Source organism: Blastopirellula marina, from assembly GCF_002967765.1.
GTDB lineage: Bacteria > Planctomycetota > Planctomycetia > Pirellulales > Pirellulaceae > Bremerella > Bremerella marina_A.
Genome location: NZ_PUHY01000012.1, coordinates 358,260 through 383,687, shown reverse-complemented (window position 1 = coordinate 383,687; position 25,428 = coordinate 358,260). Strand labels below are relative to the sequence as shown.

Here is a 25,428-nt window from a genome sequence, read left to right as displayed (position 1 = left end):
TGTTTACGCGACCTTGATGATGACCGCCGTAAGATCGTCCTGAGGTCGCGGCGAGGCAGCGAATCGGCTGACTTCACGATCGAGCAGATTGACCAACTGTTCTGCGGAAAGTTTGGCATTTCGCGTGATCAAGTCACAAATTCGCTGGATGCCGAACTGCGTGCCATCTCGCCCGACCGTTTCATGGATTCCGTCTGTACAGAAGACCATAATTTGCCCTGATTTCAGGGGTAAATCGTTTGGTTTCGGAAACGCGAAGTCTGGGATAATGCCCAGCGGCGGACCACTTCTTTCGAGCTCAACTGCGGTCCCATCAGGCTGGATGATCAGTCCGTTTTGACCGGCACCCAAGTATTCGATCTGCCGCTTACCAAGATCGATGCGAACGATCAGCGCCGTGATGAAGTCGCCCGTTTCGACGTCTTCGCTGATTTCGGAATTCCAGGTCGTGAGGATAGGTTGAACTTGTTCTTGCGTGCGTGCGATACCACGAAAGTAGGAACGGGATGTGGTCATTAATAGTGCCGGCCCAAGCCCGTGCCCACAAACATCCGCCACGGTGACCAATAGCGAGTGGTCATCGATTTGGACAAAATCGAAGTAGTCACCACTGGTCCATTCCGCTGGTCGTGAGAGAAAAGAGATATCGAGCGATTCGATGTTGGGGGCGGAACGTGGTAACAGGTTTGCTTGGACACGATGCGCGAGTTGCATTTCTTCGCGACTATGTTGAACTTCGCGATTGAGAACCGCATTTTCGCTGGCCAATAGTTGCCGAGCAGCTTCATTCTCTTTGAAGAGGGGTTCGATCGTTGCAATCCCGGCGAAGAACAGAATCGAAGTCAACAGCGTCGCTAACGTCTGAATCCAAAGCGTCAGGTCCCAAACGATCGACTCTGGTGGGTGGCGAATCGTACTGATGAAACTAGTGCCTATCCAGAGCGCCATCAAGATTCCGGCTCCGGAGATAAACAACCAAGCGAACCGACGATGGTAGATCGCGTTCAATCGTAGCGCCAGCACTACCGCGGCGAACTGGAATAGAGCGGCAAGTCCCAAAGCGATCGTGAATGCCATAGTGTGGCGATTTCCCATTCAAGGCTGAGTGCATGCCCGTTGCAATGACTTGACGCGATGGCTGGCCGGAAGAAGGGATTACGGTAGCCAGGTGGGTAATGCGTAGGGTCGAACAGCGTGACGCGGGAAAAGGAGGTAGGCCGCGTGCGTATCATGAATGCCGATCTTAGGTTACCGCAACATGGAAACGCAATGTCAGCTTGGTCCCTTGCTGGGGCGCGCTATCGATCTCGAGTTTCGCTTCTAGCAATTCGGCTTTCTGTTGCAGGCTTCTCAGTCCACGACTTACGAACGAGGCTGACTGGGTGTCGAAGCCAATGCCGTTGTCTTGAATTGTCGCCAAGATCGTATTCGCGGAAGCGTGCACGGCGACATCGATGCGAGTTGCTTCGCTATGCTTGCGGGCGTTGGTGATCGCTTCCTGCAGAAAACGGAACAACGTAGTTCGCTGCCATGTCGGCATCGACGGCAAATCCTCGTCAATATCCAAGGCGATTTGCGATTTGGAAAGCGAAGGTATTTGAAGGAACTCGTCGATCGCGGCACTCAGCCCTTCCTCGTCCAATCTCTTTGGATTCAGACCTTGGATAAGACGCCGTGATTCGGCCAAGGCTTCTTCTAAGATAGCCTGACAACGTTCCAATGCGGTCGGATCGGGCTTCTCCAAATTGAAGGACTCGAGGAACAGCAATGCGGCCGTGATCTGCTGCGTTAGTCCGTCATGGATTTCATAGCCGATCGATTGCCGCCACTTCTCCAGGTGCTCGATGTAACGCCATAAATCGGCCTGGGCTTGCTCGCTGAGGGGTGGTATTTTATCGCGACCACTATCTTGGGGGCCCGGTGACTTGGCGGGGCAAGCATCCGAAGTAGATGGAGTCGGCGGTTTAAGTGAGTTGGAAGCCATGTTGCTAGATGCCTAGGCAATCGTTGCTTTGGGAAATTGATCGAGGCGGGAGATTTGTTAGGGTCCCCCCCAGAATGCATGTTACCCCCATGTGGGTGGAGTGATAAGCGCAATCTGGGAAACATGTACTATTTTCTGCAAATCGGGCGTTTTGATGCCATCTCTCAAGGAGAACTGTTTGGAACCTTCTCAGATTATCCAAGACCTTAGTGCGGCGGAGGCAAGCAAACGCTTGGCTGCTGCCGAGGCGTGTGCCAAGCAGCCTGAACTGGCGAAAATGGCGGTGATCCCGCTATGTCGTGTGGCGTCAGACCCCGACGAGCAAGTCGTGGAGTGGGCTTCTGCCGCTCTAGAGGAAATGGGACCTCCCTCGAGCGATGAACTGGACGCTTTGGTGGGGATGTTCTCCGCCGAAGAAGCGACCGCATATTGGGCGGTTACTTTGGTGGGGCGTTTGAAACCGCGCGATGTTGCCGTTTCTAAGCGGTTGGCGGAGTTGATCGTCGCAGCACCAACGCCTGACGAAGTGCGAAATCGAGCGATCTGGGCCATCGATCAAATCGGCTCATCCGGGCCTGAAGTGCAGCAAGCACTTGAGCAAGCTGCGCAAAGTCAGAATCCACGCACGTCACGTCTGGCAACCAAGGCCCTGTCAAAAGGGTAAGTTCCGCTAGCCATACTGGCGAAAGGCTGGCATCGGAATTCCTGCCGTAACTTCGCTTTTGCAGAATCTTCGTAGCGATTCCTCTAGTAGCATCGTACTGCTTTCGCTAAGGTTGCCCCGCTTGTTTAGGGTGTTTGGCTAAGGAGAGCCAAGTTGCCCCTGCGAATCTCGTCCGCACATGGCAAGGAGGCTTCTCGTGCGCGCACTTATACTGTCGTGTTTGGCTTTTCTGGCAGGTCTATTTGCTGCTACCGGTTGCAACGTCGAACAGATGTTGGAGCAATTGCCAGACAAAGGCGCCCTGACATCACCGACCGCTGCCTTGCCGGCTGGCGATTCGATTCGCATTGCCAGCTTCAATATCCAAGTCTTTGGTCAATCAAAGTTGGACAAGCCTGAGGTGATGAAGACGTTGACCCAAGTGGTGAAGACGTTCGATGTGGTCGCCGTTCAGGAGCTGCGCAGCAAGGAACAAGATGTGATTCCGCGTTGGCTCGACATGATCAATGCCGACGGATCCAAGTGGGCCTCCCTGGTTGGACCACGCCTGGGACGTTCGGTCAGCAAAGAGCAGTACGTGTTTCTGTACAACACAGAAACGATCGACTTCATTCCGCAGACCGACTTCACCATCAACGATCCGAACGATTTGCTGCATCGCGAACCGTATGTTGCTTCGTTTCGAACGCGGGTTGCGAATGGGCAGCCATTTTCGTTCACGCTCATTAACATTCATACCGACCCGGATGAAACCGATGAAGAGCTCGACGCCCTAGCTGAGGTGTATGAAGTCGTTCGTCAGGCGAACCCGGCCGAAGACGATGTCATTCTGCTCGGCGACTTGAACGTCGACTACACCAAGCTCGGTTTGCTGGGGAAGATCCCTGGCATTTATCCCACGGTGCAAGGGACGCCAACCAATACGCGGAAGACGGAAAGCTACGATAACATCGTCTTTGATCAGGCCCATACGGTTGAATTCAGCGGCCAAGCTGGCGTGCTCGACTTGATGGCGGCGTTTAAGCTGACCGAAGAGCAAGCTCTCGAAGTTTCCGACCATCTACCGGTCTGGGCAACCTTCGCCAATCGAGAGTTCACCAATGGTCCTTTGGCCTCGGCACCAGGAGCAACCGCTCGCTAGTTTGACCGTCGCGTGGCGTTCGCAAACAGCGGCCGGACGACTAGGGTTCAAACTCGTGCATGGCATGAAATTCCTTCGGTGGTTCGTACGGCCGAAGGTCTTTCGCCAAGTAGGCATTCTGGCTCTTCAATTCTCCACGGATCAGATAGTACTGCGGTTCGCGGTGATACTCGCTATAGCGAATCGCATAGATCGTCCCGATCGCAATCTTGTCGACTTCAAACTGATGGGCTAACTCGACGATCTCACCCATCTTGAATTTCGGCTCGGGAACTTCGTCGACCATCACGGGACGTGTCTTCATGTGGACGTCCCCGTAGCTAAGCATATACCAGTCGTCGTCGGTCAACTCTCGCCGAAAAATGAAGTCACTCGGGATCAAGCCTTCGGCCTTGGATCGATCATCGGGATGAATCCAGTGATCGCCATCTTCCGGCCAATGGGGGAAGATTACCCAGCTGACAGGCGGCCGAACAGGGAAAGCCTCGCTATGGCGAATGGGTGTCGCGTCGTCGGATGAGGACATGGAAGTTACTTCTCGCGTTTCGTCCACAAAAGATGTCGTACCGTAATGCCCGCTTAGGCATGACGACTCACTTCCTAGATGATAACGCGCCAAGCGGTTGGCAAGAAATAACACAAGGTGGTTGTCGCGAGGCGAACCATCACGACAACCACCTTGCAGGACACGTCGCAGTGACTTCCGAAACAGATCGATCCCGCCCCCTCATCTAGGCAGGATCGATCCGAGTCGAATGAATTACTCCGTGGCTTGGCTCAGCTCATAAACCAATTGCGGTGGTGGAACCTTGGCGGCAATTTGCCGGAAGGCTTCCAGCATCTGAGATTGCAGTTCGGCGATTGTGGCACCACCTGGCACGGCGATGTGAATCCCGCCGCAGGCATTGGCAATCGCTGTCATCACCTGGCGATCAGCACTTGCACCCACGCTCATTGTGTGGATGGTGCAGCCTCGTTTGTGGGCTTCCACCGCTTCCCAAATTGCGTACTGCTTCGAGCGATCGTACGTGACGTAGTCGGCTTGGCCGTCACCGTCGTAGTCGGTCAACTCATTCCAGTTCCAATCAGCTGGAAGGTTCCAGCCACTCGGATAACGGTTAGCGTTACCATCGGTCATCAACACGATGGTCGGTCGGGCTCCGTGACGCGAATGTGTCTTCAGCAGGTCGTCTGCCTCGTTCACACCAAATCCCATCGCGGTATATGTGCCATAATGGGCCGCTTGTTTATGTCGCTGGATCGTATTTAACGTTGTGTAGTCATCCGATATCCAATCGCCGTTCAAACTGGCGTAGGTGCCGCCATCGCTTAGCGTGTGTTCGACACGTGAAGCTTCATCGTACGACACAATGCCCACTTCATCGCCGAAGTCGAGATCTTCCAGGAAGCCCAGGAAAAGCGAGAAGCCTTCCTTGACGGCATGGAATGGGTAATGCGGCGCCTTCCAGAAGTCCTCGGTTTCGTAACCATGATAACGTCGGTTCAGAAGGTAGTCGCAGTAGTTCAGCTTGCCGAACTTATGGCGATTACCCGTATTAGGATCGATGTTGTCGCGGCAATAGTTGATGAACTCGTCCCAGCTTCCACGCTGATAGGGATAAGGAATGTTATCCAGACCAAAGGCCGCTTTCACTGCGGAGTTCGTGTCGCGGAATCGTTCGCCGTAGCCAGGGCCATCTCCACTGGCATTGCTACCAGATTTGACCCAGCAACCGACAATCTTGCGACCGTTGTAGCCTCCAACGCCGCGGAAGGTACCAGTGCGACCCGATAGTCCATCGAACTTGTAGTGGTAGCCGTTATCGAACTCGAGCACCACGTTCGAGAGATCTTTTGAAGACTCGATATAGACTTCTCGGTCTTTGAACGTCACCACGATTTGAGGTTCGTATCCGCGTGTCGGCGGTTTACCCACGATTCGCAGATAGTCTTGCTCGAACGTCAAATCACCAAGATTCGGGTTCATCGCATTGATGATGTCGGTCATGTTGTCTTCGATCGGTCCTTGCCCCAGGCGGCTGATCGCGCTGTATTTACTGTCGTCGTTCATCGAACCGGAGAAGTCGAGCACGACCACCATGTCACGAGCTTCGACGAACGCGATCGCTTCCGATCGCAGGTCGATCGTTGGTTTGCCAACGGCCCAACCAAATGCCAACGGGAGTTTACTGTCGCGGAGAGACATGTCAGGCTGATCACGTCGAGCGACCACTTTCACCACGTTGTAAGGCTCTGCATTCCAAGCGATGTCCCATTCGCCGGTGCCCTCGTTGTAGGTTCGCTTACCGAAGATGATGTCTTTGGCGGGATCGATGTAGACACCGTTGCGCTGGGCCACGTCCACGGCCATCGCTTTGGCTTGTTCGACGGCGATCGAGTTCGGATCGGCCCCGTCGGTACCGGCGGCATGCACCGAGGATGTGATTTCCTGTGAGGCGGCCAGCGCAGCGGAGTCGACAGCGTTTTGCAGACGTGTTTGTTCCAAGGAGATCAAACCGGTGTCGAGCCCCAAAGAAAGAAACGCAAACAATACGATCATGATGATCGATGCGAGGACGATGAAAACACCGCGGCGGTTGTGCCGTTGCCCTTTCGGAGTGTGTGACTTGCCAAACATGATGTGCTCTCTCTCTCCCGGGGAATTCAAGGCAATCCCGGGAATTGCCAAATCGTGGGAAGTGCGGATCTTGGACAGCGAAAAGAAGAGTTACTGTACGATCGTCGACTTGGTGTTACGGAAGGTTACCGTACTGGACAGTGAATAGTCCAAGTCGCTAGGTACGGGCATAGCCGCTACCTCGGAAAACGGTACCGAGATACGTACCTGAAATAGGTCGAGATCGTTTACAGGATCGTCCAAGTCAAAAGATTCCCCGGGTTGCCCCGCGGGTTCGATAGCGATTTCCAGCTTTTCTGGATCATATCCAGCGGCTGTCAAGCTGTTGCGAATGTCCGAGATGATTTTGTCGTTCGAGCGAATTCCGTTGGTGACCCAATCGGAACGGTCCATCGCGCCCAAGCGACCTCCATCGCGGGCTACTTGAGCGAGTTGTCCATAGGTGTTGAACAGGCGGCTCGCTTCCAGCATTCCCAGAATCAGCGTTAAGAACACCGGGGCGATCACGGCGAATTCCACCGTCGCCGTCCCGCGGCGTTTCTCGTCAGAGCGTCTTCGTTGAAAGAAGTACATGGCACTACGTTTCGTTTCAGGAACTTTATAAAAACGCGTTTACCGCGTGAGGTGCCTATTCATGGCGTGTGAAGGTCTCGCCGCTGAGCAGGACATTTCCTAACCAAGGTTGTGGTATCAAGGAAGCGTCCCCATACCGAATGGAAGCCCGTACCATGAAAAGTTGTCGTGGTTCGGCATCTTCTAATTCGATATCGGGCATATTATTAAAGTCATCCAACGTGGTCGGCGGATCGCCTCCCGTGTCGAATTGACTGGCATCTTTGATCTGCAAATTGACGAGCGTGGTGTCCACCGCGCCCCCCATTCGATCTCTGGCGTATTGTTCGACTTCGGCCGTGGTTGCCCCAGTTGCGGATCCCCAGCGAGCAGCGGTGCGGCAGGCATTTTTCATCACGTTGTTGATCATGATGGCATGGCCAAATTCGATGATCGCGAACACAAACATGAAAAAAACCGGCATCACGATTGCAGTTTCGACAATCGTCGCGCCGGTTCGCTTGCCCCATGATTTATGCGATCGGGGTGAAGATACCAAACGCGAATTGCGACGCTGCCGCCACATGGCGAGTCCTCTTCCTTCGTGCGGAGGTTCCGCGGATAAGTCGGTTAGATTAGGTTCCGTAATAACCCTTCCGAATTCCGATGCGTCGACCTATCGCGACGTATAAGAGAGAACGGATTGGTTACTAACGAAAGCCTAGGTCACAGATCCAGCGGCGCGGGAAGATTTTTTCCACTTTTAAGAGAAGTGGGGCGCGGCCGAGAAAAATTAAAGCTTAGCCCATCACATCCGATCTGTGTGATGGGCACTTCGTAAGAAGCTGTGGCTCGGTACGTTATGGGCCTTCCTCTTTGGCAACGGAATCGACCAGCACCAATATCTTGCCAGTGTCTTCGTTGTAGCCGTAGATTTCATACCATCGCAGCTTGGCGAACTCGATTCGATTCTCCCGCATCATTTGCATGAACTCTTCGTAGGTCGGATAGCGATCGTTCAAAGCGCGATAGTTCTTTACGGCCGATTGCAAACCAAGTGTGCTCGCCTGAGCCGCCAAGGTGAAATAGCTCGAAGCGGCGCGACTGAAAGGATCGACTCCTTCAATGTCGCCATCCTTCCCTTCGATTCCTTGCTTTTTCAGCCACTCTTTGGCGTCGACCACCTGGTCGGTCGTTTGATGGATGACCCCCTTCTTGGGCTTCGGTTCTGGGGTTGGTTCCGGCGCCGGCTGTTCCGCTGGGCTTTCTTCCATCGGAGCGTCGGCCATGGGTTCCGAATCGCGGTTGGGAGAGTCGGTCGTTTCCGCAGCTGGGGAACTGCTTGCCGTGTCGGGTTTGTCCAACGGCTCGATCGGTTGAGTGCAGCCAGCTAAGAAAATGGTCAACGAAAAAAGAAGAGCAAGACGCAACATAGAACAATCGCCTAAATGGGGATTGAGAAAATAGACAGGGATCGACTCATCATCTCCCGTTTTCGACTTACTTGCAAGCGATCAGGTGGACGAGCGGGCGATCCGCGCGGTGATGACCCCTGCCCCGAGAATTCCTGCCAGGCAGATCACAAACACCCCTGCCCCAATGCCCACCAAAGGAAGCCAGTTCGTCGCTACGCCGATCAAAAAGACGATCGCCGCGATGTTCCCGGTCGCCACGCAATAGATTTGGCGTTTTCGCCAGCGGTCGATGGCAATTCGTTTCTCTTCGTTCATGGTCGCAGCGTTAGGGGGTTCGAGTTAGGGGCATGCATGGTACTATAAACGCTTGTTCATTCTGCGTCTTTCCCTCAAATGTAGTCCTTCAATGGCCAAACGCCCTTCGTCCAAACGTAAACCGAACCGTGGTAACCCACCCCAACAACCGGTGGTCGATGCCCCGATGCGGATTATTGGCGGGCAATTGAAGAACAAGCGGATCGAATATTCTGGCGACGTCCGTACGCGTCCCATGAAAGAACGGGTACGAGAAGCAGTTTTCAATTTGATTGGACCTTCCATCAAAGAGAAGCTGGCCATCGACCTATTTGCCGGTACCGGAGCACTCGGGTTAGAGGCGATTAGCCGCGGGGCAACCGGAGCTCACCTGATCGAGCGGCATGTTCCCACCTCAAAGCTGATTCGGGCCAACGCCGAAGCACTCGAACTCGTCGATCAGGTCACGATCTATGCCCACAATTCGTTTATCTGGGTAAAGAACGAACTTCCTAAGCTGCCGCAGACACCTTGGGTTGTCTTCATTTGCCCCCCTTACGAGTTCTTCGTGTCGCGGGCTGAAGAGATGGACAAGCAGATTCGCACGCTGATCGAGAAGGCGCCAGCTGACAGCGTGCTGATCGTCGAATTCGACAGCCAGTTTGATGGCGCCAATCTGCCAGACGCGGAAAACTGGGACGTTCGCGTCTATTCGCCAGCCCATGTGGGGATCTATCGAGTCGGCGAAAAAGAGTAGCTTGCTAAGCATCCACCTTGCTAGCAGCGCGATCTTGAAACTCCGAGTTTAGTTTTGCCCCGATCGTAACCGATGTAGGGAAGAGACGGCTTATTACGGTTTCAGGGTGCGATCGACTTTCCCCGGGCACTTCTTGAGCGTGAAGAATACAAGGTGGACAAAAACCAAGTCGCGATATCGCGTTTGGTTCGTAGTGGCATTCGTGATTACTGCCTGGCAAACGGCATCGATAACGGCTGCGCCTCCCGAGACTCCGCGTGAGGACTCTGGCGTACCGAAGTTGCTGCCTCTCGAGCCAGCTGCGCAGAAGCAGTTCTTACCGCTTGAGAAGCTCAAGGGAACGACTTCCGCCGAGCCTCAAGCTCAGGCCGATCCTGCTGAAGCCTCTCCCGGGTATGCGATGCCCGACCTGCGACGACTGCATCAAAACCTTCCCAAAGCAGTTCAGTCCATTCGTGATATGCTGCTGCCGGTCATTAGTCCTGCACAACCCAGCGAAGAACTCGACGAGCCAATCGAAGAAAAGGTGGAGCCGGCTCCGCTTCTTAACGCCGGCGATACTGGATTGCTTCCCCCTGTCGAGGTGAATCCCTGGCGCGATCCGACGATTCATCTGCCACTGCCTCTCTCGAAGACGTTGCCAGCTCTGGAACGGATGCCGCTGATTTCGTACAAGCCGGATACGCGCAACCAAAGCGAGCTGTATCGCGTTACCGACGAGCCGCCCAGTGCGATTCAAAATCTGCCAGCGCTCGAACCACCGACGATGGTTCCGCCCGCGCAAGCAGCTCAGGCTACGACGTTCAACTGGCCGAAGACACCGCAGCTGGATGCGATGCTGAAACGCTTAGATTCCTATCCAGAGACGAAGGCGTGGGCAGCCAGCGTGAAAACGCTTGTTGGGCAACTTCGTAAGAACTCGACAATCGGTACCAACCAAGCCACGGCCTATCTGCAGCAGTTGGAAGAGGTGACCGCGGAAGCCGTGCCAATGGTCGAACACCTCAGCCTGGGCTGGGAACGGACCGATCTCACACAAACGTATTACGCGTTGATTCGCCGGCTAGATTTATGGAATCAGGCCCACGCGATCATCCTAAGCGGAGCCCCTCGTTACGCATCGCCTATGACCTTAGGCGATTTGCGACAACGTTTGGAAGCGGCGGAAACCATTCTGCGAGATGGTGGGCAACTGCTCAGTTGGAGCGATTATCTTCGCTTCAAGCAACTGCACCAAGCGATGGATTCAAACGCGTCGCCCCAAGAGATGCAAGAAGTCGCTAGTCAGGTATTGGCTCGCCTGGAAGGGACGGAATTCGATGAGGCTCAGAAAGAGTTGCTTTCGCAGCCAGCATTCTTGAATTTGGCCGAGTCGCTTCGCCCATGGCTCGGAATCGAGTTCAATCCCGAGCAAACACTCGCGGTGATCGAACGTTACGAGTACCAAGAATCGGCTGTCGATGCCCGGCAGATCGCTCAGGAAGCGAACTTGTTGCAGCATCATGCTCAGCCTGAGATCGTCGAATATGGCCAACTAATCGATCATACCTACCGCAATGCCAACGCGCGGTTTGAGGTCAGTCAGAACTTCATGCAGGCCTTCATGCCAGAGCTTAGTCCGGAAGATGAGGCGGTCGATGACTTTATCTTGGGTGCGCGGGTACGTGGTCGCAGTCGCAGCGTGACTCGTCTGCATGTTCGCCCGGTTCCGGATAATCAGCAGTGGCGCGTGCAACTCGAAGTACTCGGGGCCGTCGACAGTCGTACGTCCAGCCACAGCGGCCCGGTTACGATCTTCAATCGAGGACGATCGAGGTACCATGCCGCGAAGCAGGTTGTAGTGAACGCGAAGGGCTTCTGGGTCTCTCCGGCTGTTGCCAAAGCGGAAACGACGACCAGCGTGGATGACTTACAAAGTGATTTCGACGGCATTCCCCTGATTGGATCGCTCGTACGGAATGTGGCTCGTGGGCAAACGGAAGAAAAGAAGTATGCCGCCGAAGCCGAAGTCGAAACCCGCGTACGTCGACGGGCCGAGACGGAGTTAAACGATCAATTGAATACCAAGGTTCAGCAGTGGCAGGATAAGCTGTACGTCAATGTAATCGAGCCGCTGGTGCGTGTCGGCTTGGAACCGTCGATTGTCGATTTGAACACCGGCAACCGTAGTATTGCTGGCCGATTCCGCGGAGCTGGCACGAAGCAGTTGGCTGCCCACACACCACGACCGAGTAGCCCAATCGATAGCGTCCTGAGCGTTCAGCTGCATCAAAGCGGTATCAATAACATGATCCGCCAGCTTCGTCTGGGGGGACGCGAACTGACACCGCATGAATTTCTCCGCGAAATCAGCACACGGTTCCCTGCCATTCGGCAGCAAGCGGATGACGAGTTGCCGACCGAAGTCAGATTTACCTTCGATGCGCACGACCCGATTCGCGTCGAATTCCGCGATGGCCAGGCCCAGTTGACCCTACGACTTGATTCACTTCAGGTCGGTGACAATACCTGGGAAGATCTCGAAGTCTCCGCACTCTACAGTCCAACCAGCATGGACTGGGATGCCAAGATCGTGCGCGAAAGTACGGTCTTCTTAAAAGGGAAGCGACTCGGCTTCCGCGATCAAATCGCATTGCGAGCCGTGTTCCTCAAGGTGCTCTCGAAGAAGCACGAGATCCCATTGTTCCCAGAAGGAGCCGGTAGCGACGAGCGTTTGACAACCTTCGGAATCAATCAGCTCGCGCTGCATGAAGGGTGGATGGCCGTTTCGTTGGGGCCGAAAGCGACTCGGCAAGCATCTGCAGTCAACGATTACCGCGTATCAGATGAACCCGAGAATACGGCACGCTAACCTCTTAAGCGTGGCCATCGACCCATTCGCGATGCCAGAGTTCCAGGACTAACAGGGCCCATAATCGGGCGCTGTGATCAAACTGGTTCTTGTCATGTTCTTCGAGCAGCAGCTTCACGCCTTCTGGCTGGAAGTAGCCGCGGCTCATGGCGGTTTCTGAAAGTAGCGTATCGTGCAAAATCTCTTTCAGCTGACCACGGAACCAGGTATTCAGCGGCACACCAAAGCCCATCTTCTTACGGTTCCAAATGACTTTGGGCAAGCGATCACCAAAGGCATGCTTCAGAAGGAATTTCCCTCGACCGCCACGCCACTTCCATTTCGCAGGGCAACGAATCGCAAACTCCGCCAAGCGATAATCCAGGAACGGTTGGCGGCACTCCAGAGCATTAGCCATCGCCGCGATATCGACTTTCGTGTTCAAATCACAAGGCAAGTAAGTCGTCAGATCGGCTAAAGAAGCCGCACTGATTGGATCACGCCGCCCCACTTTTTTCCATGCGTTGTAGAGGAAGGTGTAAGGATCGGAATCGGGGAGCTGAGACACGAATGCGTCCTCGTACAGGTCGCTCCGACGCGTTTCGTTGAAGATGCTGATCCAATCGAGATAACGCCGCGCCGGGCTGAGCGACATCGCTTCGGCAAAGCGATAGCCGCGACGCAGAATTGACTTTTGTGGACCGCCAGCCGGTAAGACGTTCATCCCGATCCGCGAAGCCAAGCGACCGAAAGGACCCAGCTTGTCGACCATTGCGGCCAGACGAACCGCTTTATAGCGATCATACCCAGCGAACAGTTCGTCACCACCGTCACCACTGAGTGCGACGGTGACATGCTCACGCGTCATCTGCGAGACGTACCAGGTAGGAATCGCCGAGCTATCGGCCATCGGTTCGTCATAGTGATGGATCAACTTAGGCAGAATCTCAATCGTGTCGGGCGTGACTTGAAATTCGTGATGTTCGGTCCCTAAGTGTTCGGCGACAGTTCGGGCGTAGCTGGTTTCGTCGTAGTCTTTCTGAGGGAATCCAATCGAGAAGGTCTTCACTGGTTGATCGGTAAGCTGTTTCATCGTGGCAACCACCAGCGACGAATCGATCCCGCCGGAAAGAAACGCACCTAGAGGAACGTCGGCTTGCAGCCGCAATTTAACTGAATCGGTAAACAGTTCCAACAGTTCTGCTTTCGCATCGGCGAGCGACAGGTTTTCTTCGCGGGCGAAATCAGGGTTCCAATACGAAATAACCTCCAGCTTCTGACCATCAAACGTCAGGTAACAGCCCGGCGGAAGTTTGTGAATCCCTTTGAAAATCGTGCGCGGGTGGGGAACGTATTGGTATGTTAGATAAGCATCGACTCCCCCAGGGTCTACTTCGCGTGGTACGCCGGGAACTTGAAGAATGGCTTTCAGTTCGCTGCCAAAAAGAAGTTGGTCGTCTTGTACGCGGAAGTAGAGTGGTTTCTGTCCAAGGCGATCACGTCCTAAAACGATCCGCCGATGACGCTGATCCCAGACAGCGATCGCAAACATGCCGTTGAAGTGGCGAAACGCATCGACTCCTTCATCTTCGAATAGGTGGACGATAACTTCGGTGTCGGAATCGGTTCGGAAGGTGTGCCCTGCCCCTTCGAGTCGAGCACGCAGCGATTTGAAATTAAAGATCTCGCCGTTGAAAACGGTCCACACGGTTTCGTCTTCGTTGGCCAACGGTTGATGCCCGCCTGCCAAGTCGATGATCGACAGCCGTCGGTGCCCCAGACCGATACCAGGGACAATGCCGTATGGGCCATGCTCTTGCTGAGGACGCTGATAGATGCCGGAATCATCCGGCCCACGGTGGGCAAGGCTGTCGGTCATCCGCTTCAGCACTTCGGCACTCACCTCGTGGTGCGGATTGGTCCAATATGCTCCGGCGATGCCACACATGGATTGTCGATCTGAGTGAGTGGTTCAAGGTGTCAGCAGAGACGAGAAGAGCAATCATAGGGCAGACCTGTTTGGGACACAAACGGACTGCGGCGGTATTATTCCGGACCGTCACTCAGGGGCGTCGCTTCCGCCCTGGCCCGCGCTTTGACTAGCAGTTGGTTCAACTGCGAAAGCTCTTCCTCAGTCATGTGGGCAAGGTTTTGACGATGGATTTCGATCAGCGGTTCGCGAATCGTCTCTACCAACTCGTGTCCTTTTTGCGTGATGCTGATCATCACGACCCGTCGATCACTTTCGCTGCGATTTCGTTCGACTAATTGCGCTTCGGCCAGGCGGTCGACCAGGCGTGTGATGTCGGGAACACGGGTTACCATTTGCTGGACAATTTCCAAACAGGGAAGGCCTTCCCCGTGGTGGGAATCGAGGATCTTCAAAATGTTGTACTGCGCGCTGGAAAGTCCATGCCGCTTCATGAGCCGGCCCGGCGCAGCGGCGACCATGTTGTGCGTTCGCAACAAATTCAGAAACGTCTCCAACTCGAGCGACTCGAACGGCTGCTCTTTCTTAAGTTGCTTTTGAAGAATCGATTCAGGCAAAACGTTGGAACCTTCCTGCGAAGAAGTCAGAGCGTGGGGGACATCCTTATTATTACCAGAAATGCCGCCGAGGGTGGGCAACTCAATCAAAAAGCCGCTAACCTGAGTTAGCGGCTTTCGATGTCAGAGATGCAGTCAAGTTGAAGAACTTGATTGCCTAGTCTTTCTTCTTCAATTCAGCTTCAATTGCTTTCACAACCTTGGTGTCGTCTGGTTCGACTGGCGTGCGAAAGCGAGCAACCACTTCCCCGTCACGACCGATCAGGAACTTCTCGAAGTTCCATTTCACGTCGCCAGGATCTTTGTCGAAGCTTTTCAGTTTGGAGTACAGCGGAGTCGTCCCGTCACCGTTGACTTCGATCTTCTCGAACATCGGGAAGGTCACACCGTATTGTTCGGTGCAGAACGTACGAATGTCCTGGGCGGTGCCAGGTTCTTGGCCGCGGAACTGGTTGCATGGAAAGCCAAGGACAACAAAGCCTTCTTTACCGTATTGTTCGTACAGCGCTTGCAGTGGCTCATATTGAGGCGTCTTGCCGCACTTGCTGGCGACATTCACGATCATCACGACCTTACCTTTGTACTGTGAAAGATCGACTTCCTTGCCTTCCAAGGATTTGACTTCGCCCTTCAGGACATCTTCTGCGGCCATTGCGGAAATCGAGAACGCGGCAACCAAAGCCAGCGAAGCAAAAACGGACAGAACCGATTTCATCAGAGAAACTCCTCAACATGTGCGGGGGGAATGGTATGGGGGCGGTAGGACTGGGGATACAAATAGTTGTCCCAACAGCCATCCATCCCAGTGTACCGACCTAACCGTAGGAAAGAAACAAATCTCACCGGAGCAATCGAGATCTTCAACCGCTCCCAGTTCTTTTGGCTTTCACTCTCTAGTGAAGCACACTACCTAGCGTTTCGTCTGTAAAAGTCTTCGCCAATTGCCGAGTTTTTCTAACTAATGCCTCCAAGCGAGAATTAAGATCCACGTTTGCGAATGTAAATGTGTTATTTATGCAAAATAATAGTAACACCGCTAATGGTGTTTGACGTATCTCCTTGTAGGTGGTATCACCGAGTCACTAAGGCCGTGTTAGCGGTTTACTCATCTTCATTAATCGATGTTTGGCATTGATCCAAGGCAGAGTGGTCTTGGATCCCTTTTCTCATTTCCATCATCACTTTTTCTTGTTATCTGGGGAGGATTCTCATGCACCAGATCTTAGTCACTCAGCGGTCCGCGCGCCAGGCTCGCGGGTTTACTCTGGTCGAGTTGTTAGTGGTAATTGCCATTATTGGGGTGTTAATTGCCTTGTTGTTGCCTGCGGTTCAGCAAGCGCGAGAGGCCGCGCGGCGTATGAGCTGCAGCAATAATTTGAAGAACTTGGGCCTTGCTCTCCACAACTATCACGATACCTACAAGAGCTTCCCCATAGGTCATCAGTATCAAGGACACTTCGACGGCAATCCGAATAGCGAAAAGGGAGGTACAGGCTTTGGTTGGGCTGTCGGACTTCTGGAGTACATCGAACAAGGGAATCAGTTTGATCGCTTTGACCCACGGTACCCGGCTGGTGAAAACACGATCACGGGTAATCGTGTCGTATGTCAGACCCCACTGGCAATCTTCGCTTGCCCTTCCGATACCAAGCCAGATCAACGGACGGACGGAGCAATTCCTGATTCGGCGACCAGTAGTTACCAGGGCGTCGGTACGTCTTACAACGGATGGTCGAATCACAAGGTGAATCAGAACGCGAACCGACTTCGCTTTAATGGAGTGTTCGGTCGTACTAACCGAGGATTTGAAACCGGCTTCAAAGACATTATCGATGGCACCACCAACACCGCGATGCTTGCCGAAACGCGTTGGGACATGGACAACAACGGTCGAAATCGATCACGTATTTACTGTGGGAAGGATATCGTCGACTACGCTCAAGGTGCGACCAACTGCCTGATGGTCAACGGTCGTTGGGCGCTGAACTGGACGCAACCAGATGGAAATCCACAGCCTCATCGCACCGCCGGCAGTCAGCATCCAGGTGGGGCTCAATTCTGCTTTGTCGATGGATCGGTGAAATTTATTAGCGATACCATTCAGCACACGGCGACAGCCTGGAATAACGGTAATCCATTCGATCGTAATAACGGTGGTGCAAACTATGGTGTGTACCAACGCATGTTCTCGATCGAAGACAAGTTAGTATTTACTCAGCAGTAACCGGTACCTCGTAACCGCGTTTTCCCTAGATGTTGTATCAATTGTTACGAGGAGATATCTCGATGCGTTCTGTGAATGTTTTTTACTTCGCACTTCTTGCCGGACTTGCGTTTGCCGTCGGGTGTGGCGGAGGTGGCGATCCTGACGTGGTGGGTGTTACTGGAACCGTGACCATGGATGGAGAGCCATTACCCAACGCCACGGTGGTGTTTGTTTCCGGCCAGGGGAGGCCGTCTGGGGCGATTACCGATGAAGAAGGAAAGTACGAGTTAAACTATACCGGCAACCAGAGAGGCGCCAGGATCGGTCCTAACAAAGTTCAGATTACAACTGCTCAGGGACCAACCGAAACCATGGAAGGTGAGCCAGTTGCGGCTGTGCCTGAAATTGTACCGGTGAAGTACAACGATCAGTCAGAATTGGAATTCGAGGTGACTGCTGACGGTGAAAACGTCGCCGATTTCGACTTAGAGTCGAAGTAGATTCGCCCGTTTGGAGCTTGGGATTAATACGGAACCGCAGGCGATATTTTCTGCGACGACAAAAGAGGGTCGCTACTTTCAACGAAAAAGCGTGGCAATGCAAAAACTCCCGCCGGGGTTACATTGCCACGCTGAGTTGGAGTTCCGAAACTCGCGTGAGACCGAATCGATTATTCTTCGTCGTGTCCACCCGATTCCGATTTGTACTGGTCTCGTTCGCGACGGGTCGCTTCCAGGTCGAACATCAGGTACTTCATGTCGAGCCGCAACTGGCTCAATGCTTCTTGAACCAAGGTGTAAATGCGACGGCGACGTCGGCTGTTCTCGATCACCTTGTTGACGGCCGGTTCCAGCACTTCGCGGTGCTCGCTTGGCAGCTTAGCGATCATGATCGCCAGTTCGACCAGGTCCTTCGGCAATTCTTCTTGGGCGGCGGCTTGTTCGTCGATAGGTTGGTTGGCGTGGCTCATGTTGATTCTCCGCAATTGTGATGTTCGCTTCTGACACGATTATTTGCACCCGCCGTGCCACGTTCGTGCTGTCATACGCCAGATTTGTTCTAAGTAGCTGCCATGAAACGGTTTGCAGAATCTTTGAAAAAGTGGTGGCAAGGCGACATGTTGTATTTTTACCCCATGATTGATCTGGAATTGGATTCTAAATCCCGGTACAAGCACGACTTACGACCGAGGAAACATCGCGTTGTAATAAGGAAACACCGGGCGTGCAATTCAGTCACGCGGCAAGCAAGATTCTCGTTCCCATTGTGGCGATGTTGCTTTTAAGCGACATCTTATCACGCTGCGCGCTGGCCGACGTGATCGACGACTTCGAGAACGCGCGAACGAGTTGGGTTCAGATGCCTAACGACGTTGGCGCTACGCAAATTGCTCATGAACGCAAAGTGGGCGATTCTCATATGGGCGCCTCGAGTGAATTGATCAGTTTGCACTGTGGCCCTGGTACATACGCTTACTACGGCCACGCGGTGCCGCCAGCGCGGGTGGTTACCGACCTCAAGTATTCGGTGTGGCTCAAATCAGATCGACAAGGGATTCAAGTCGCGGCGCGTGTTGTCTTTCCTCGGGCGATCGATCCTCAAACCCGGCAACCTCGCGTGACGTTGGTTTTCGGTGATCGGTATGGTGAACCCAACCGTTGGTCTTCAATCGGAATTCGCGACATCGATGCGCAAGTTCGTCAGCAAGTGGCCGCCCTGCGAAGCGAGCATGGTGCCGAGTTCGATCCGCGCGAAGCGTACGTCGACTACATCGTGCTAAACCTGTATACCAAGCCCGGTCCCGTCAACGTGCAGATCGATAACCTGGACGGTGAAGGGATGCTGAACGTAGGGCAAACGGCAACGGTGACCCAGCGTCCTGAGACCAGCAGCGGAGTTCGCGGGATGCCAGGTACGACCGGTGTCAATGTGCAGCTGGCTCCACAGCGTTCCGATTCAACCACCAACGGTCAGGTGATCGAGGTCAACGATCACCCGGAAGTTCCACGCATCATCGACTACAATGGCGAACCGCTCGGTCTGCTTCGGCAGTTGGGCTTCACCGCGATTCGAACCAGTCAGGCCCCTTCTCCGCGATTGCAACAAGAACTGCTTCGCTACAACATGTGGAGCGTCAGTTCGCCGCCAGAAGAACGTTCGCCCGCCGATCAATCAGCCGTGTTGGCCTGGGAGCTTCCGGTAACCAGTGGCGAAGACGGCTTCTCCGACTTTGCGATTCGTGCGTCTGATCTGCGACTACTTGATGGTTCAAAACCACGACCGATTTTGGCAATTACGCAAAACCGAATTCGCGATTTCAGTCAGCACAGCGATGTGATCGCCACCCGACGAACGACCTTGGGGACATCGCAGTCTTTGTCCGATTATGCCCAATGGATGCAATCGTGGGGATTGTTTGCTTCTCCCAATGCGATCCGCTGGGCGGTTATCCCAACCCAGTTCAGCCCGAACTCACAGCGACAAGTTTCGCTTTTGGCACAGCAGTCGAGCGTGCCGATGGGATTCCAGCCGGTTCAACTTGAGAAAGCAACCTTCCTGGCGATTGCCAATGGCGTTCGGGGTGTTCTGTTTGAAAGCAACGAGCCACTCAATGCCGAACATCCAGCGAATACAGCGCGCGGGCTTGCATTGGAGCTGATCAATCGTCGGCTTGATTTGATCCAGCCCTGGGTCGCTGCCGGTCGACGCATGGAAGGTGCTTCGTGCAACGATCCCAACGTCCATGTTTCGCTCATGGCGACGGATACGGCTATTCTTTTAATCGCCGTACGAACCGGTCGGAACGATCACCTAGTCATTGATCCGGTTCCCGAGCGAAAGGTTACCGTCAGCGTGCGAGGTGTGCCGATGGCGGCCGAGGCGCATTTGATTGGCGATTCCGGCATTCACTGGGTCGAGCAAAGCCGTGGCTTAGGAGACATGCAAGTTCATCTCGATCGTATGGAGCACGTCTCGCTCGTGGTGCTTACCCAAGATCGCCGTGTCATTCGTGACTTGATCAATCGCAGCGAGCGAAACCGAGTGAATTTGGTGAAGCTGCGGATTGATATCGCCCAGCATGAGTTCAACTTGGCTGAGAGCGTTCGCCGTGCATTAGAGTCCCCCACCCAGTCATCGGCCATCTCGCGTGGCATCAACCAGGCTTGGGCCGAAGTGCGTCAGGCTGAACGAATGTACGAAGCGGAGAATCTTCAAGAGGCGTATCGCCTGGCGATGCAGGCTGAAAACAAAGTAGCACGCGTACAGAAGATGCAATGGCAACAATGGGCTTCCCTGTATGAGTATCCGCTGACGAACCCTACGCTGATCTCGTACGACCTGATTCCTTTTGCATCGCGGTTGCAGGGAAATTTGCAATATCTCCGTCCAGCCGGCAACCTCTTGCCTGGCGGCCAGATGGAAGATCCAACGTTCTTGTTGAACAGCGGTTGGGTTCAGGTAAAAACTCCACAGCCAGGGTTTGACTCGGAGGTCGAGTTCACGCCACAGCAGCCTCACAGCGGCAACTACGCAGTGGCGATGCGTGTGAAACCTGACGCCCAAGGGTTGTATGCTCGACCTGAGCAGGCGCCGATCGCGATTCATAGTGCGCCGGTGAAGTTAGAGCATGACCGCTTAGTATTGATTCGAGGTTGGATCCGCATTCCTCAACGACTTTCGGACGAGTCTGGAGGCGTGGCGATTTACGATTCGCTGGGCGGACGCGAACTCGGTTTGCATCTCAAAGAAGCGGCCGAATGGACCGAATTTACGCTCATTCGGGCGACCGGAAATAACGATACGATGCAGCTGACGTTCGAACTAGCCGATACCGGTCAGGTCTTTCTTGATGATGTGACCGTCCACATGTACGAAGCTGCTCGAGGACCGGAGATCGCACCTGGACTCGATACGGGTAACGGTAATAATCGTTTTCAGACGATCCAGCCGTAATTGTGCCACGCGTTGTTCTCCGCAGGAGTTGCGATCAGCGGTGTCTATTCGCTACGATCGTTTGCATAGCTGCCTTTGCGTGACATCCTCGACCGACGAACGGCTTGCCTAGGACTATGATGGCCAACTTCGACTTGTCATTTCCAATGCTCGTTCTTGTGGGACAAGTGATCTCGCCGATTTTGCTGGGATTGGTGATCGGGCTCGTTGTCGTGGGCGTGATCGTCTATCTGTACGTGCTACCAAAGAAGGATCTTCCGCCGGAAGTCGAACCGGTTGAAATCGCCATCGACCCGATGGTTCCTTCTGGCCCGAAGTCGTTATTGGGACCGGAGGTACGGATTTATAACGTGCCGGTAAGGATTGTGGCAATTGTCGTTGCGCAGGCAGGCCGCGGACACGATATGATCAGCGAAGAGACCCTTCGTGGTTTGATGGAACATTTCCTTCCGCAGATGATGGCGGTTGTTCGTGCTCATCGTCCCGATGTTTACCGTTGGCCAGGTCAGATGAGCACACGTGGCTTCTCACAACGCTTTTTCACGCAAGCCAACTTGCCAGGGCATCATGGTGAAGGGACTCCGTGGACGGCCGTGTCGGGACGCGTCGATTATCAGGGAACTGGCTATCTGATTGGTTTAGTTTGCTGCGCGGACGACGATAATCCGCTCGGTCAGATTCTGGTAGAACAGAAGCAACAATGGACCGATATCATTCGGATCATGTAAGCCGTTCTCGCTTTTCTCTTGCCAAGGAGTTTCACCATGAAGCGAACCCCTCAGCAACTTGCCGAGGATGTCCAAGCGATTTGGCAAGCCGGCGTCAGTGCAGTTCGTAGTGATGAGTTGGTATACGATGCCGTTGAAGTGGTTGATGATACCCTTTTTGTCGGCGAGTCCGAATTCTATCTGCCGGCGATAAAGCGAATCTTTGTCGTTGGTGGTGGCAAAGCGGGAGCCGGCATGGCAATCGGCCTGCAGAGGGCTCTCGGAGAAAAATTGCTCGACGAAAAGCAGGTGCGCGGTCTACTGAGCGTGCCGGCAGATTGCGTACAAGAGTTGACCCATATCGAACTCCAGGCAGGACGCCCGGCGGGCCAAAACTCGCCCACGCAAAAAGGTGTCGAGATCACACGGCGAATCTTGCAGATGGCCGAATCGATGACCGTGCACGATCTTTGTATTTGCTTGATTTCGGGGGGGGGATCGGCTTTGCTGCCCGCTCCGATTGACGGTGTGAGCCTAAGCGAGAAGCAGGAGATCACCAAATTTCTGAGCGCTGCTGGGGCGAACATCGAGCAGCTGAACACTGTTCGTAAACAGCTGAGCCGATTCAAGGGGCATGGTCTGGCGATGGCCTGTCGCGCGGGCAATCTGGTCAGTTTGATCATCTCGGATGTGCTCGGTGATCCGCTTGACGTGATTGCGTCAGGACCGACCGTGCCAAATTCGACCACGGCAGCTCATGCTTTGGCGGTGCTGAAAAAACTAGCGGCCGATCAAGATCCAAAGTTTGCCTCGATCGTGAAGCGACTCAGCGAAAAGGCCGAGCGTTACCCTCGAAATGATTCACGCACGACATGCAGCGTGGCGAATTACGTGATTGGCAACAACGCCGTAGCCGTTGATGCCGCTGGGGTGGAGGCTGAAAAGCGAGGCTATTCGCATGTGATGCACTGCGCGACCAGCATGGAAGGACAAGCCGAGGACGTCGGGATGCATCTGTTGAAGATGGCTTACAAGATGCAAAGTGAAGCAGGCCCCGATTGTTTGATCACTGGCGGAGAACCAGTCGTCAAATTAGTGGAAGATTCACAACGCGGACTAGGGGGACGAAACCAACAACTTGTCCTCGCCGCGACTGCCGAGGCAATCTCACAGCAAGGTGCCGGGGCCCTCGAGGGAATCGCGATTCTCAGTGGAGGAACCGATGGCGAAGATGGCCCAACCGATGCCGCAGGTGCCTGGATGGATGCCTCGTCTATCCACGCGATGCAAGCGAGCGGCCTCGATCCGGCCGCGTACCTCAATAAGAACGATGCTTATCACTTCTTTCAGCCGCTCGATCGGTTGATCAAAACGGGGCCAACGCATACCAACGTGTGCGACGTCCGTGTGGTGGTGGTCGATCGGGTACAACCGCAGCCAAAGTGATTTCCGGTTATATCAAATGCAACAAGCGACCTCCATAAGGGGAGGTCGCTTGCTGAATTGATTGCGGTGGCTTGATCTTAGCCTTCGCTGACGGTGACCTTTTCCATCACGTCGCCTTGCTCGATCGTGTCGACAATGTCCTGGCCTTCCAGAACCTTACCGAAGACCGAGTGCTTGTTGTCGAGCCAAGGGGTTTCGACATGGGTGATGAAGAACTGCGAACCGTTGGTGTTCGGGCCGGCATTGGCCATTGAAAGGATGCCAGGTCCGTCATGCTTCAAGTCAGGATGGAACTCGTCGGCAAATTTGTAGCCGGGGCCACCGGTGCCGGTTCCACTAGGGCAACCAGTTTGGACCATGAAGTCGGGAATCACGCGATGAAACTTCAGGCCATCGTAGAAGCCTTCGCCGGCCAGCTTCTCGAAGTTCGCGACCGTCTTGGGGACTTTTTCGTCGAACAGTTCCAGCTTGATGGTGCCCTTGTTGGTCTGGATCGTGGCGGTTTTCATCGAGATTCCCTTGGTTACCTTGTGGGGGTGCGTTGTGATGATTGCCCATCATTATAAGATCCCAGCGGCATCTCGATAACCGGACGTCGACCAGGTAGCCATCTGATGGGAAGGCCAAGAAACGAAAAACGCCGAGTTTTGTGGACTCGGCGCTGTTCGATTGGGTTTGCTCGGCGAGCAGAACGTTAGTCCCACCACCACTGACCTGGGGCCAGATTGTTGAGCGAGATGCCCTTCTGGGTTTCGGTCAGTTCACCCTTTTCATCCGTTTGGACGTTGTCTGGGGTGAGGGCAAGCTTGGCTTGGATGTCGACACCGCCACCGATCGGAGTTAGCAGGCGATTGCCCTTCCAGATTGCGTTGACAGCCGTTTCCACGGTTTGCGGGGCATTGCCCGTTTCGACTGGGTAGCCATCTTCATCAGCGAAGATACCAAGGTCGAAACCACTTTGTTGGTAGTAGTCTTGTTCCTGGATGTAAGCGGCACAGATCATCATGTCGATCAGGTCACGCAGCTGACCATAAACGGCTTCTCGTTCGGCGAGCTCAGGATATTTCTTGGTGAACGTGCTGGTGAAGATATAGCTAGAGCGATCTTGAGCATTCGTCCTCTGGCGACCACCTTGGTTGGTAACGACTTCGCTTTCGCCGACCAACTGAACACCTTCGCCCTGCAACTGCATCGCCAGACCATCCTCAGAAACCATCACACAGTCGTAGTTTGGCACGAACCACCATCGCTGCATCGCATTGGCTGCGATCGAACCTGGGCGGGCCTTCTCGACGTAGCTAGGAATATTGACTGGTGGTTGTTCCAGGCCAATCCCGATCAGCTTCATCCGGTAATCTGCTTCCACCATCACGCGTGCGAAGTGCGTGTTTGGCGAAATGCCTCGGACGGAAACGTTCTGCATGCCCAGGGCATTCTTCATCGCGTTGACGATGGTCGCAGTGTCGCCAGGACGGACACTCGTCTGCGGGATCGAAGCAATCACTTTGTTCAAACGTTCCAAACCTTCTTTGGTTGGATCGATCGAAACGCTGACGTGACCAGCGCCCTTGGTATAAGGACCATAAGCACGCAGGGCAACGATCAGGTCTTCAAGCTGCAGGGTCGCCTTGCCGGTGTAAGTACCAACGTTGACTCCGTTGAGGTCCTTCACGAACCCTTCCGCCATACCGGCGATCACGATGTCTTTGGTTTCAGGGTAGTAGAAAACGTAGCGGATCTCGGTAAGACCGGCGAGGTTCTTCATTTCTTCTGGAAGTCCGCCACCCTTGGCAGCAGCTTCGGCGGCAGCCTTTTCGAGACGGTTGAGCGAGATCTTACGAAGCTTGCTCGGGCGATTCAGTTCCGGAGCCAGAACTGCCGTCGCCTGCTGAACGCGTTGACGCATCAGCTGACCCGTCGGATCGTTGGCCCGACGCATCTTCAACACGCCTTGCGGGTCAACGTAAACACCGGAAGCCACGTTGTTGATGTTGGTTGTATTATTGTTATTCGTGGTCTGGGCAAAGGCGTTGTTTCCACAGAGCAACACCATGGCGACCGAGAGCGCCGAGAACAGCTTCAAAAGTCGCAAATCCATAATAGATCCCTGGATGCAGTCGAGCTCGAAAAGGGGGAAGATTGGTGGACGTTCGTCCAAGCAGGCCATTTCACACGAGTGACAAACTCAATTGTCACAATCCAAATTATGGCATGATCAAGGCATACTGTCCCTGAATTGACCCAGAATTGGGCAAGGGATACTAGTGATCTTAATTTGAGGGAATAGGAAAGG

Annotated in this window: 23 protein-coding genes; 9 read left to right on the top strand and 14 right to left on the bottom strand. The window is 54.1% G+C overall.

The genetic code is table 11. The features are described from left to right. Nucleotides 1-3: 3 nt before the first annotated feature. A complete protein-coding gene (locus C5Y83_RS17880; protein WP_158262402.1) occupies nt 4-1,077 on the bottom strand; it encodes a PP2C family protein-serine/threonine phosphatase in 1,074 nt (357 codons plus the stop codon). Nucleotides 1,078-1,243: 166 nt separating this feature from the next. Continuing rightward, entirely contained in the window at nt 1,244-1,984 is a 741-nt protein-coding gene (locus C5Y83_RS17875) for a sensor histidine kinase (protein WP_105331122.1), read from the bottom strand. 178 nt (nt 1,985-2,162) lie between these two features. Here C5Y83_RS17875 and C5Y83_RS17870 point away from each other — a divergent pair, with 178 nt between their 5' ends. Next, nucleotides 2,163-2,648: a hypothetical protein gene (locus tag C5Y83_RS17870; RefSeq protein ID WP_158262401.1), complete on the top strand. Its 486-nt coding sequence runs from the start codon at nt 2,163-2,165 to the stop codon at nt 2,646-2,648. Between the two features lie 196 nt (nt 2,649-2,844). After that, the gene (locus tag C5Y83_RS17865) at nt 2,845-3,789 is read left to right on the top strand and encodes an endonuclease/exonuclease/phosphatase family protein (RefSeq protein ID WP_158262400.1); all 945 of its coding nucleotides are present in this window, start codon (nt 2,845-2,847) and stop codon (nt 3,787-3,789) included. A gap of 40 nt (nt 3,790-3,829) precedes the next feature. On the opposite strand, the gene C5Y83_RS17860 is transcribed toward C5Y83_RS17865, so the two are convergent. From C5Y83_RS17860 to C5Y83_RS17835, 6 genes are all read right to left on the bottom strand, one after another. After that, a complete protein-coding gene (locus C5Y83_RS17860; RefSeq protein ID WP_105331119.1) occupies nt 3,830-4,315 on the bottom strand; it encodes a DUF6960 family protein in 486 nt (161 codons plus the stop codon). A gap of 234 nt (nt 4,316-4,549) precedes the next feature. Then, the gene (locus C5Y83_RS17855) at nt 4,550-6,427 is read right to left on the bottom strand and encodes a pilus assembly protein TadG-related protein (protein ID WP_105331118.1); all 1,878 of its coding nucleotides are present in this window, start codon (nt 6,425-6,427) and stop codon (nt 4,550-4,552) included. Between the two features lie 90 nt (nt 6,428-6,517). Further along, on the bottom strand, nt 6,518-7,000 hold the full coding sequence (locus C5Y83_RS17850; protein ID WP_105331117.1) for a TadE/TadG family type IV pilus assembly protein: 483 nt from the start codon (nt 6,998-7,000) through the stop codon (nt 6,518-6,520). Between the two features lie 55 nt (nt 7,001-7,055). Next, nucleotides 7,056-7,565: a TadE/TadG family type IV pilus assembly protein gene (locus C5Y83_RS17845; protein ID WP_105331116.1), complete on the bottom strand. Its 510-nt coding sequence runs from the start codon at nt 7,563-7,565 to the stop codon at nt 7,056-7,058. Between the two features lie 274 nt (nt 7,566-7,839). After that, nucleotides 7,840-8,412, bottom strand: coding sequence for a hypothetical protein (locus C5Y83_RS17840; protein ID WP_105331115.1), 573 nt, complete (start codon nt 8,410-8,412; stop codon nt 7,840-7,842). Between the two features lie 81 nt (nt 8,413-8,493). Then, complete coding sequence (locus C5Y83_RS17835) at nt 8,494-8,709, bottom strand: hypothetical protein (protein WP_105331114.1); 216 nt, start codon at nt 8,707-8,709, stop codon at nt 8,494-8,496. Nucleotides 8,710-8,800: 91 nt separating this feature from the next. Between C5Y83_RS17835 and C5Y83_RS17830 the strand changes: the two genes are divergently transcribed. After that, the gene (locus C5Y83_RS17830) at nt 8,801-9,445 is read left to right on the top strand and encodes an RsmD family RNA methyltransferase (RefSeq protein ID WP_105331113.1); all 645 of its coding nucleotides are present in this window, start codon (nt 8,801-8,803) and stop codon (nt 9,443-9,445) included. Between the two features lie 139 nt (nt 9,446-9,584). Next, a complete protein-coding gene (locus C5Y83_RS17825; protein WP_146117819.1) occupies nt 9,585-12,296 on the top strand; it encodes a hypothetical protein in 2,712 nt (903 codons plus the stop codon). A 4-nt stretch (nt 12,297-12,300) separates the two neighbouring features. On the opposite strand, the gene asnB is transcribed toward C5Y83_RS17825, so the two are convergent. The 3 genes from asnB to C5Y83_RS17810 all read right to left on the bottom strand — a co-directional run bounded on the left by asnB (nt 12,301) and on the right by C5Y83_RS17810 (nt 15,474). Then, the gene (gene asnB, locus C5Y83_RS17820; protein WP_105331111.1) at nt 12,301-14,223 is read right to left on the bottom strand and encodes an asparagine synthase (glutamine-hydrolyzing); all 1,923 of its coding nucleotides are present in this window, start codon (nt 14,221-14,223) and stop codon (nt 12,301-12,303) included. Between the two features lie 98 nt (nt 14,224-14,321). Next, nucleotides 14,322-14,912 carry a MarR family winged helix-turn-helix transcriptional regulator gene (locus tag C5Y83_RS17815; protein ID WP_233207272.1) on the bottom strand — a complete coding sequence of 197 codons (591 nt, stop codon included), beginning with the start codon at nt 14,910-14,912 and terminating at the stop codon, nt 14,322-14,324. A 67-nt stretch (nt 14,913-14,979) separates the two neighbouring features. After that, nucleotides 14,980-15,474 (bottom strand): glutathione peroxidase, encoded by a 495-nt coding sequence (locus C5Y83_RS17810; RefSeq protein WP_199195096.1) that lies wholly within the window; start codon nt 15,472-15,474, stop codon nt 14,980-14,982. A 558-nt stretch (nt 15,475-16,032) separates the two neighbouring features. Between C5Y83_RS17810 and C5Y83_RS17805 the strand changes: the two genes are divergently transcribed. After that, on the top strand, nt 16,033-17,046 hold the full coding sequence (locus C5Y83_RS17805) for a DUF1559 domain-containing protein (protein WP_105331109.1): 1,014 nt from the start codon (nt 16,033-16,035) through the stop codon (nt 17,044-17,046). Between the two features lie 62 nt (nt 17,047-17,108). After that, a complete protein-coding gene (locus C5Y83_RS17800) occupies nt 17,109-17,528 on the top strand; it encodes a carboxypeptidase regulatory-like domain-containing protein (RefSeq protein ID WP_199195067.1) in 420 nt (139 codons plus the stop codon). 170 nt (nt 17,529-17,698) lie between these two features. On the opposite strand, the gene C5Y83_RS17795 is transcribed toward C5Y83_RS17800, so the two are convergent. Then, nucleotides 17,699-17,998, bottom strand: a complete 300-nt coding sequence (locus C5Y83_RS17795) for a transcriptional regulator (protein WP_105331108.1) — start codon at nt 17,996-17,998, stop codon at nt 17,699-17,701. Nucleotides 17,999-18,252: 254 nt separating this feature from the next. On the opposite strand from C5Y83_RS17795, the gene C5Y83_RS17790 reads away from it, so the two are divergent. The 3 genes from C5Y83_RS17790 to C5Y83_RS17780 all read left to right on the top strand — a co-directional run bounded on the left by C5Y83_RS17790 (nt 18,253) and on the right by C5Y83_RS17780 (nt 23,135). Continuing rightward, nucleotides 18,253-20,982, top strand: a complete 2,730-nt coding sequence (locus tag C5Y83_RS17790) for a hypothetical protein (protein WP_105331107.1) — start codon at nt 18,253-18,255, stop codon at nt 20,980-20,982. Between the two features lie 104 nt (nt 20,983-21,086). Further along, entirely contained in the window at nt 21,087-21,710 is a 624-nt protein-coding gene (locus tag C5Y83_RS17785; RefSeq protein WP_146117818.1) for a hypothetical protein, read from the top strand. A gap of 36 nt (nt 21,711-21,746) precedes the next feature. Then, the gene (locus C5Y83_RS17780; RefSeq protein ID WP_105331105.1) at nt 21,747-23,135 is read left to right on the top strand and encodes a glycerate kinase; all 1,389 of its coding nucleotides are present in this window, start codon (nt 21,747-21,749) and stop codon (nt 23,133-23,135) included. Between the two features lie 77 nt (nt 23,136-23,212). Here the strand turns inward: C5Y83_RS17780 and C5Y83_RS17775 are convergent, their stop codons facing one another. Together C5Y83_RS17775 and C5Y83_RS17770 are read right to left on the bottom strand one after the other, a co-directional pair. After that, nucleotides 23,213-23,644, bottom strand: coding sequence for a peptidylprolyl isomerase (locus tag C5Y83_RS17775; protein WP_105331104.1), 432 nt, complete (start codon nt 23,642-23,644; stop codon nt 23,213-23,215). 185 nt (nt 23,645-23,829) lie between these two features. After that, entirely contained in the window at nt 23,830-25,233 is a 1,404-nt protein-coding gene (locus C5Y83_RS17770) for a DUF1598 domain-containing protein (protein WP_105331898.1), read from the bottom strand. Nucleotides 25,234-25,428 lie beyond the last annotated feature (195 nt).

What these genes read in the sequence shown, in the direction of transcription:
- C5Y83_RS17880 (WP_158262402.1), bottom strand. Translation starts at nt 1,077, where the DNA reads ATGGCATTCACGATCGCTTTGGGACTTGCCGCTCTATTCCAGTTCGCC.
- C5Y83_RS17875 (WP_105331122.1), bottom strand. Translation starts at nt 1,984, where the DNA reads ATGGCTTCCAACTCACTTAAACCGCCGACTCCATCTACTTCGGATGCT.
- C5Y83_RS17860 (WP_105331119.1), bottom strand. Translation starts at nt 4,315, where the DNA reads ATGTCCTCATCCGACGACGCGACACCCATTCGCCATAGCGAGGCTTTC.
- C5Y83_RS17855 (WP_105331118.1), bottom strand. Translation starts at nt 6,427, where the DNA reads ATGTTTGGCAAGTCACACACTCCGAAAGGGCAACGGCACAACCGCCGC.
- C5Y83_RS17850 (WP_105331117.1), bottom strand. Translation starts at nt 7,000, where the DNA reads ATGTACTTCTTTCAACGAAGACGCTCTGACGAGAAACGCCGCGGGACG.
- C5Y83_RS17845 (WP_105331116.1), bottom strand. Translation starts at nt 7,565, where the DNA reads ATGTGGCGGCAGCGTCGCAATTCGCGTTTGGTATCTTCACCCCGATCG.
- C5Y83_RS17840 (WP_105331115.1), bottom strand. Translation starts at nt 8,412, where the DNA reads ATGTTGCGTCTTGCTCTTCTTTTTTCGTTGACCATTTTCTTAGCTGGC.
- C5Y83_RS17835 (WP_105331114.1), bottom strand. Translation starts at nt 8,709, where the DNA reads ATGAACGAAGAGAAACGAATTGCCATCGACCGCTGGCGAAAACGCCAA.
- C5Y83_RS17830 (WP_105331113.1), top strand. Translation starts at nt 8,801, where the DNA reads ATGGCCAAACGCCCTTCGTCCAAACGTAAACCGAACCGTGGTAACCCA.
- asnB (WP_105331111.1), bottom strand. Translation starts at nt 14,223, where the DNA reads ATGTGTGGCATCGCCGGAGCATATTGGACCAATCCGCACCACGAGGTG.
- C5Y83_RS17810 (WP_199195096.1), bottom strand. Translation starts at nt 15,474, where the DNA reads ATGGCCGCAGAAGATGTCCTGAAGGGCGAAGTCAAATCCTTGGAAGGC.
- C5Y83_RS17805 (WP_105331109.1), top strand. Translation starts at nt 16,033, where the DNA reads ATGCACCAGATCTTAGTCACTCAGCGGTCCGCGCGCCAGGCTCGCGGG.
- C5Y83_RS17800 (WP_199195067.1), top strand. Translation starts at nt 17,109, where the DNA reads ATGCGTTCTGTGAATGTTTTTTACTTCGCACTTCTTGCCGGACTTGCG.
- C5Y83_RS17795 (WP_105331108.1), bottom strand. Translation starts at nt 17,998, where the DNA reads ATGAGCCACGCCAACCAACCTATCGACGAACAAGCCGCCGCCCAAGAA.
- C5Y83_RS17780 (WP_105331105.1), top strand. Translation starts at nt 21,747, where the DNA reads ATGAAGCGAACCCCTCAGCAACTTGCCGAGGATGTCCAAGCGATTTGG.
- C5Y83_RS17775 (WP_105331104.1), bottom strand. Translation starts at nt 23,644, where the DNA reads ATGAAAACCGCCACGATCCAGACCAACAAGGGCACCATCAAGCTGGAA.
- C5Y83_RS17770 (WP_105331898.1), bottom strand. Translation starts at nt 25,233, where the DNA reads ATGGATTTGCGACTTTTGAAGCTGTTCTCGGCGCTCTCGGTCGCCATG.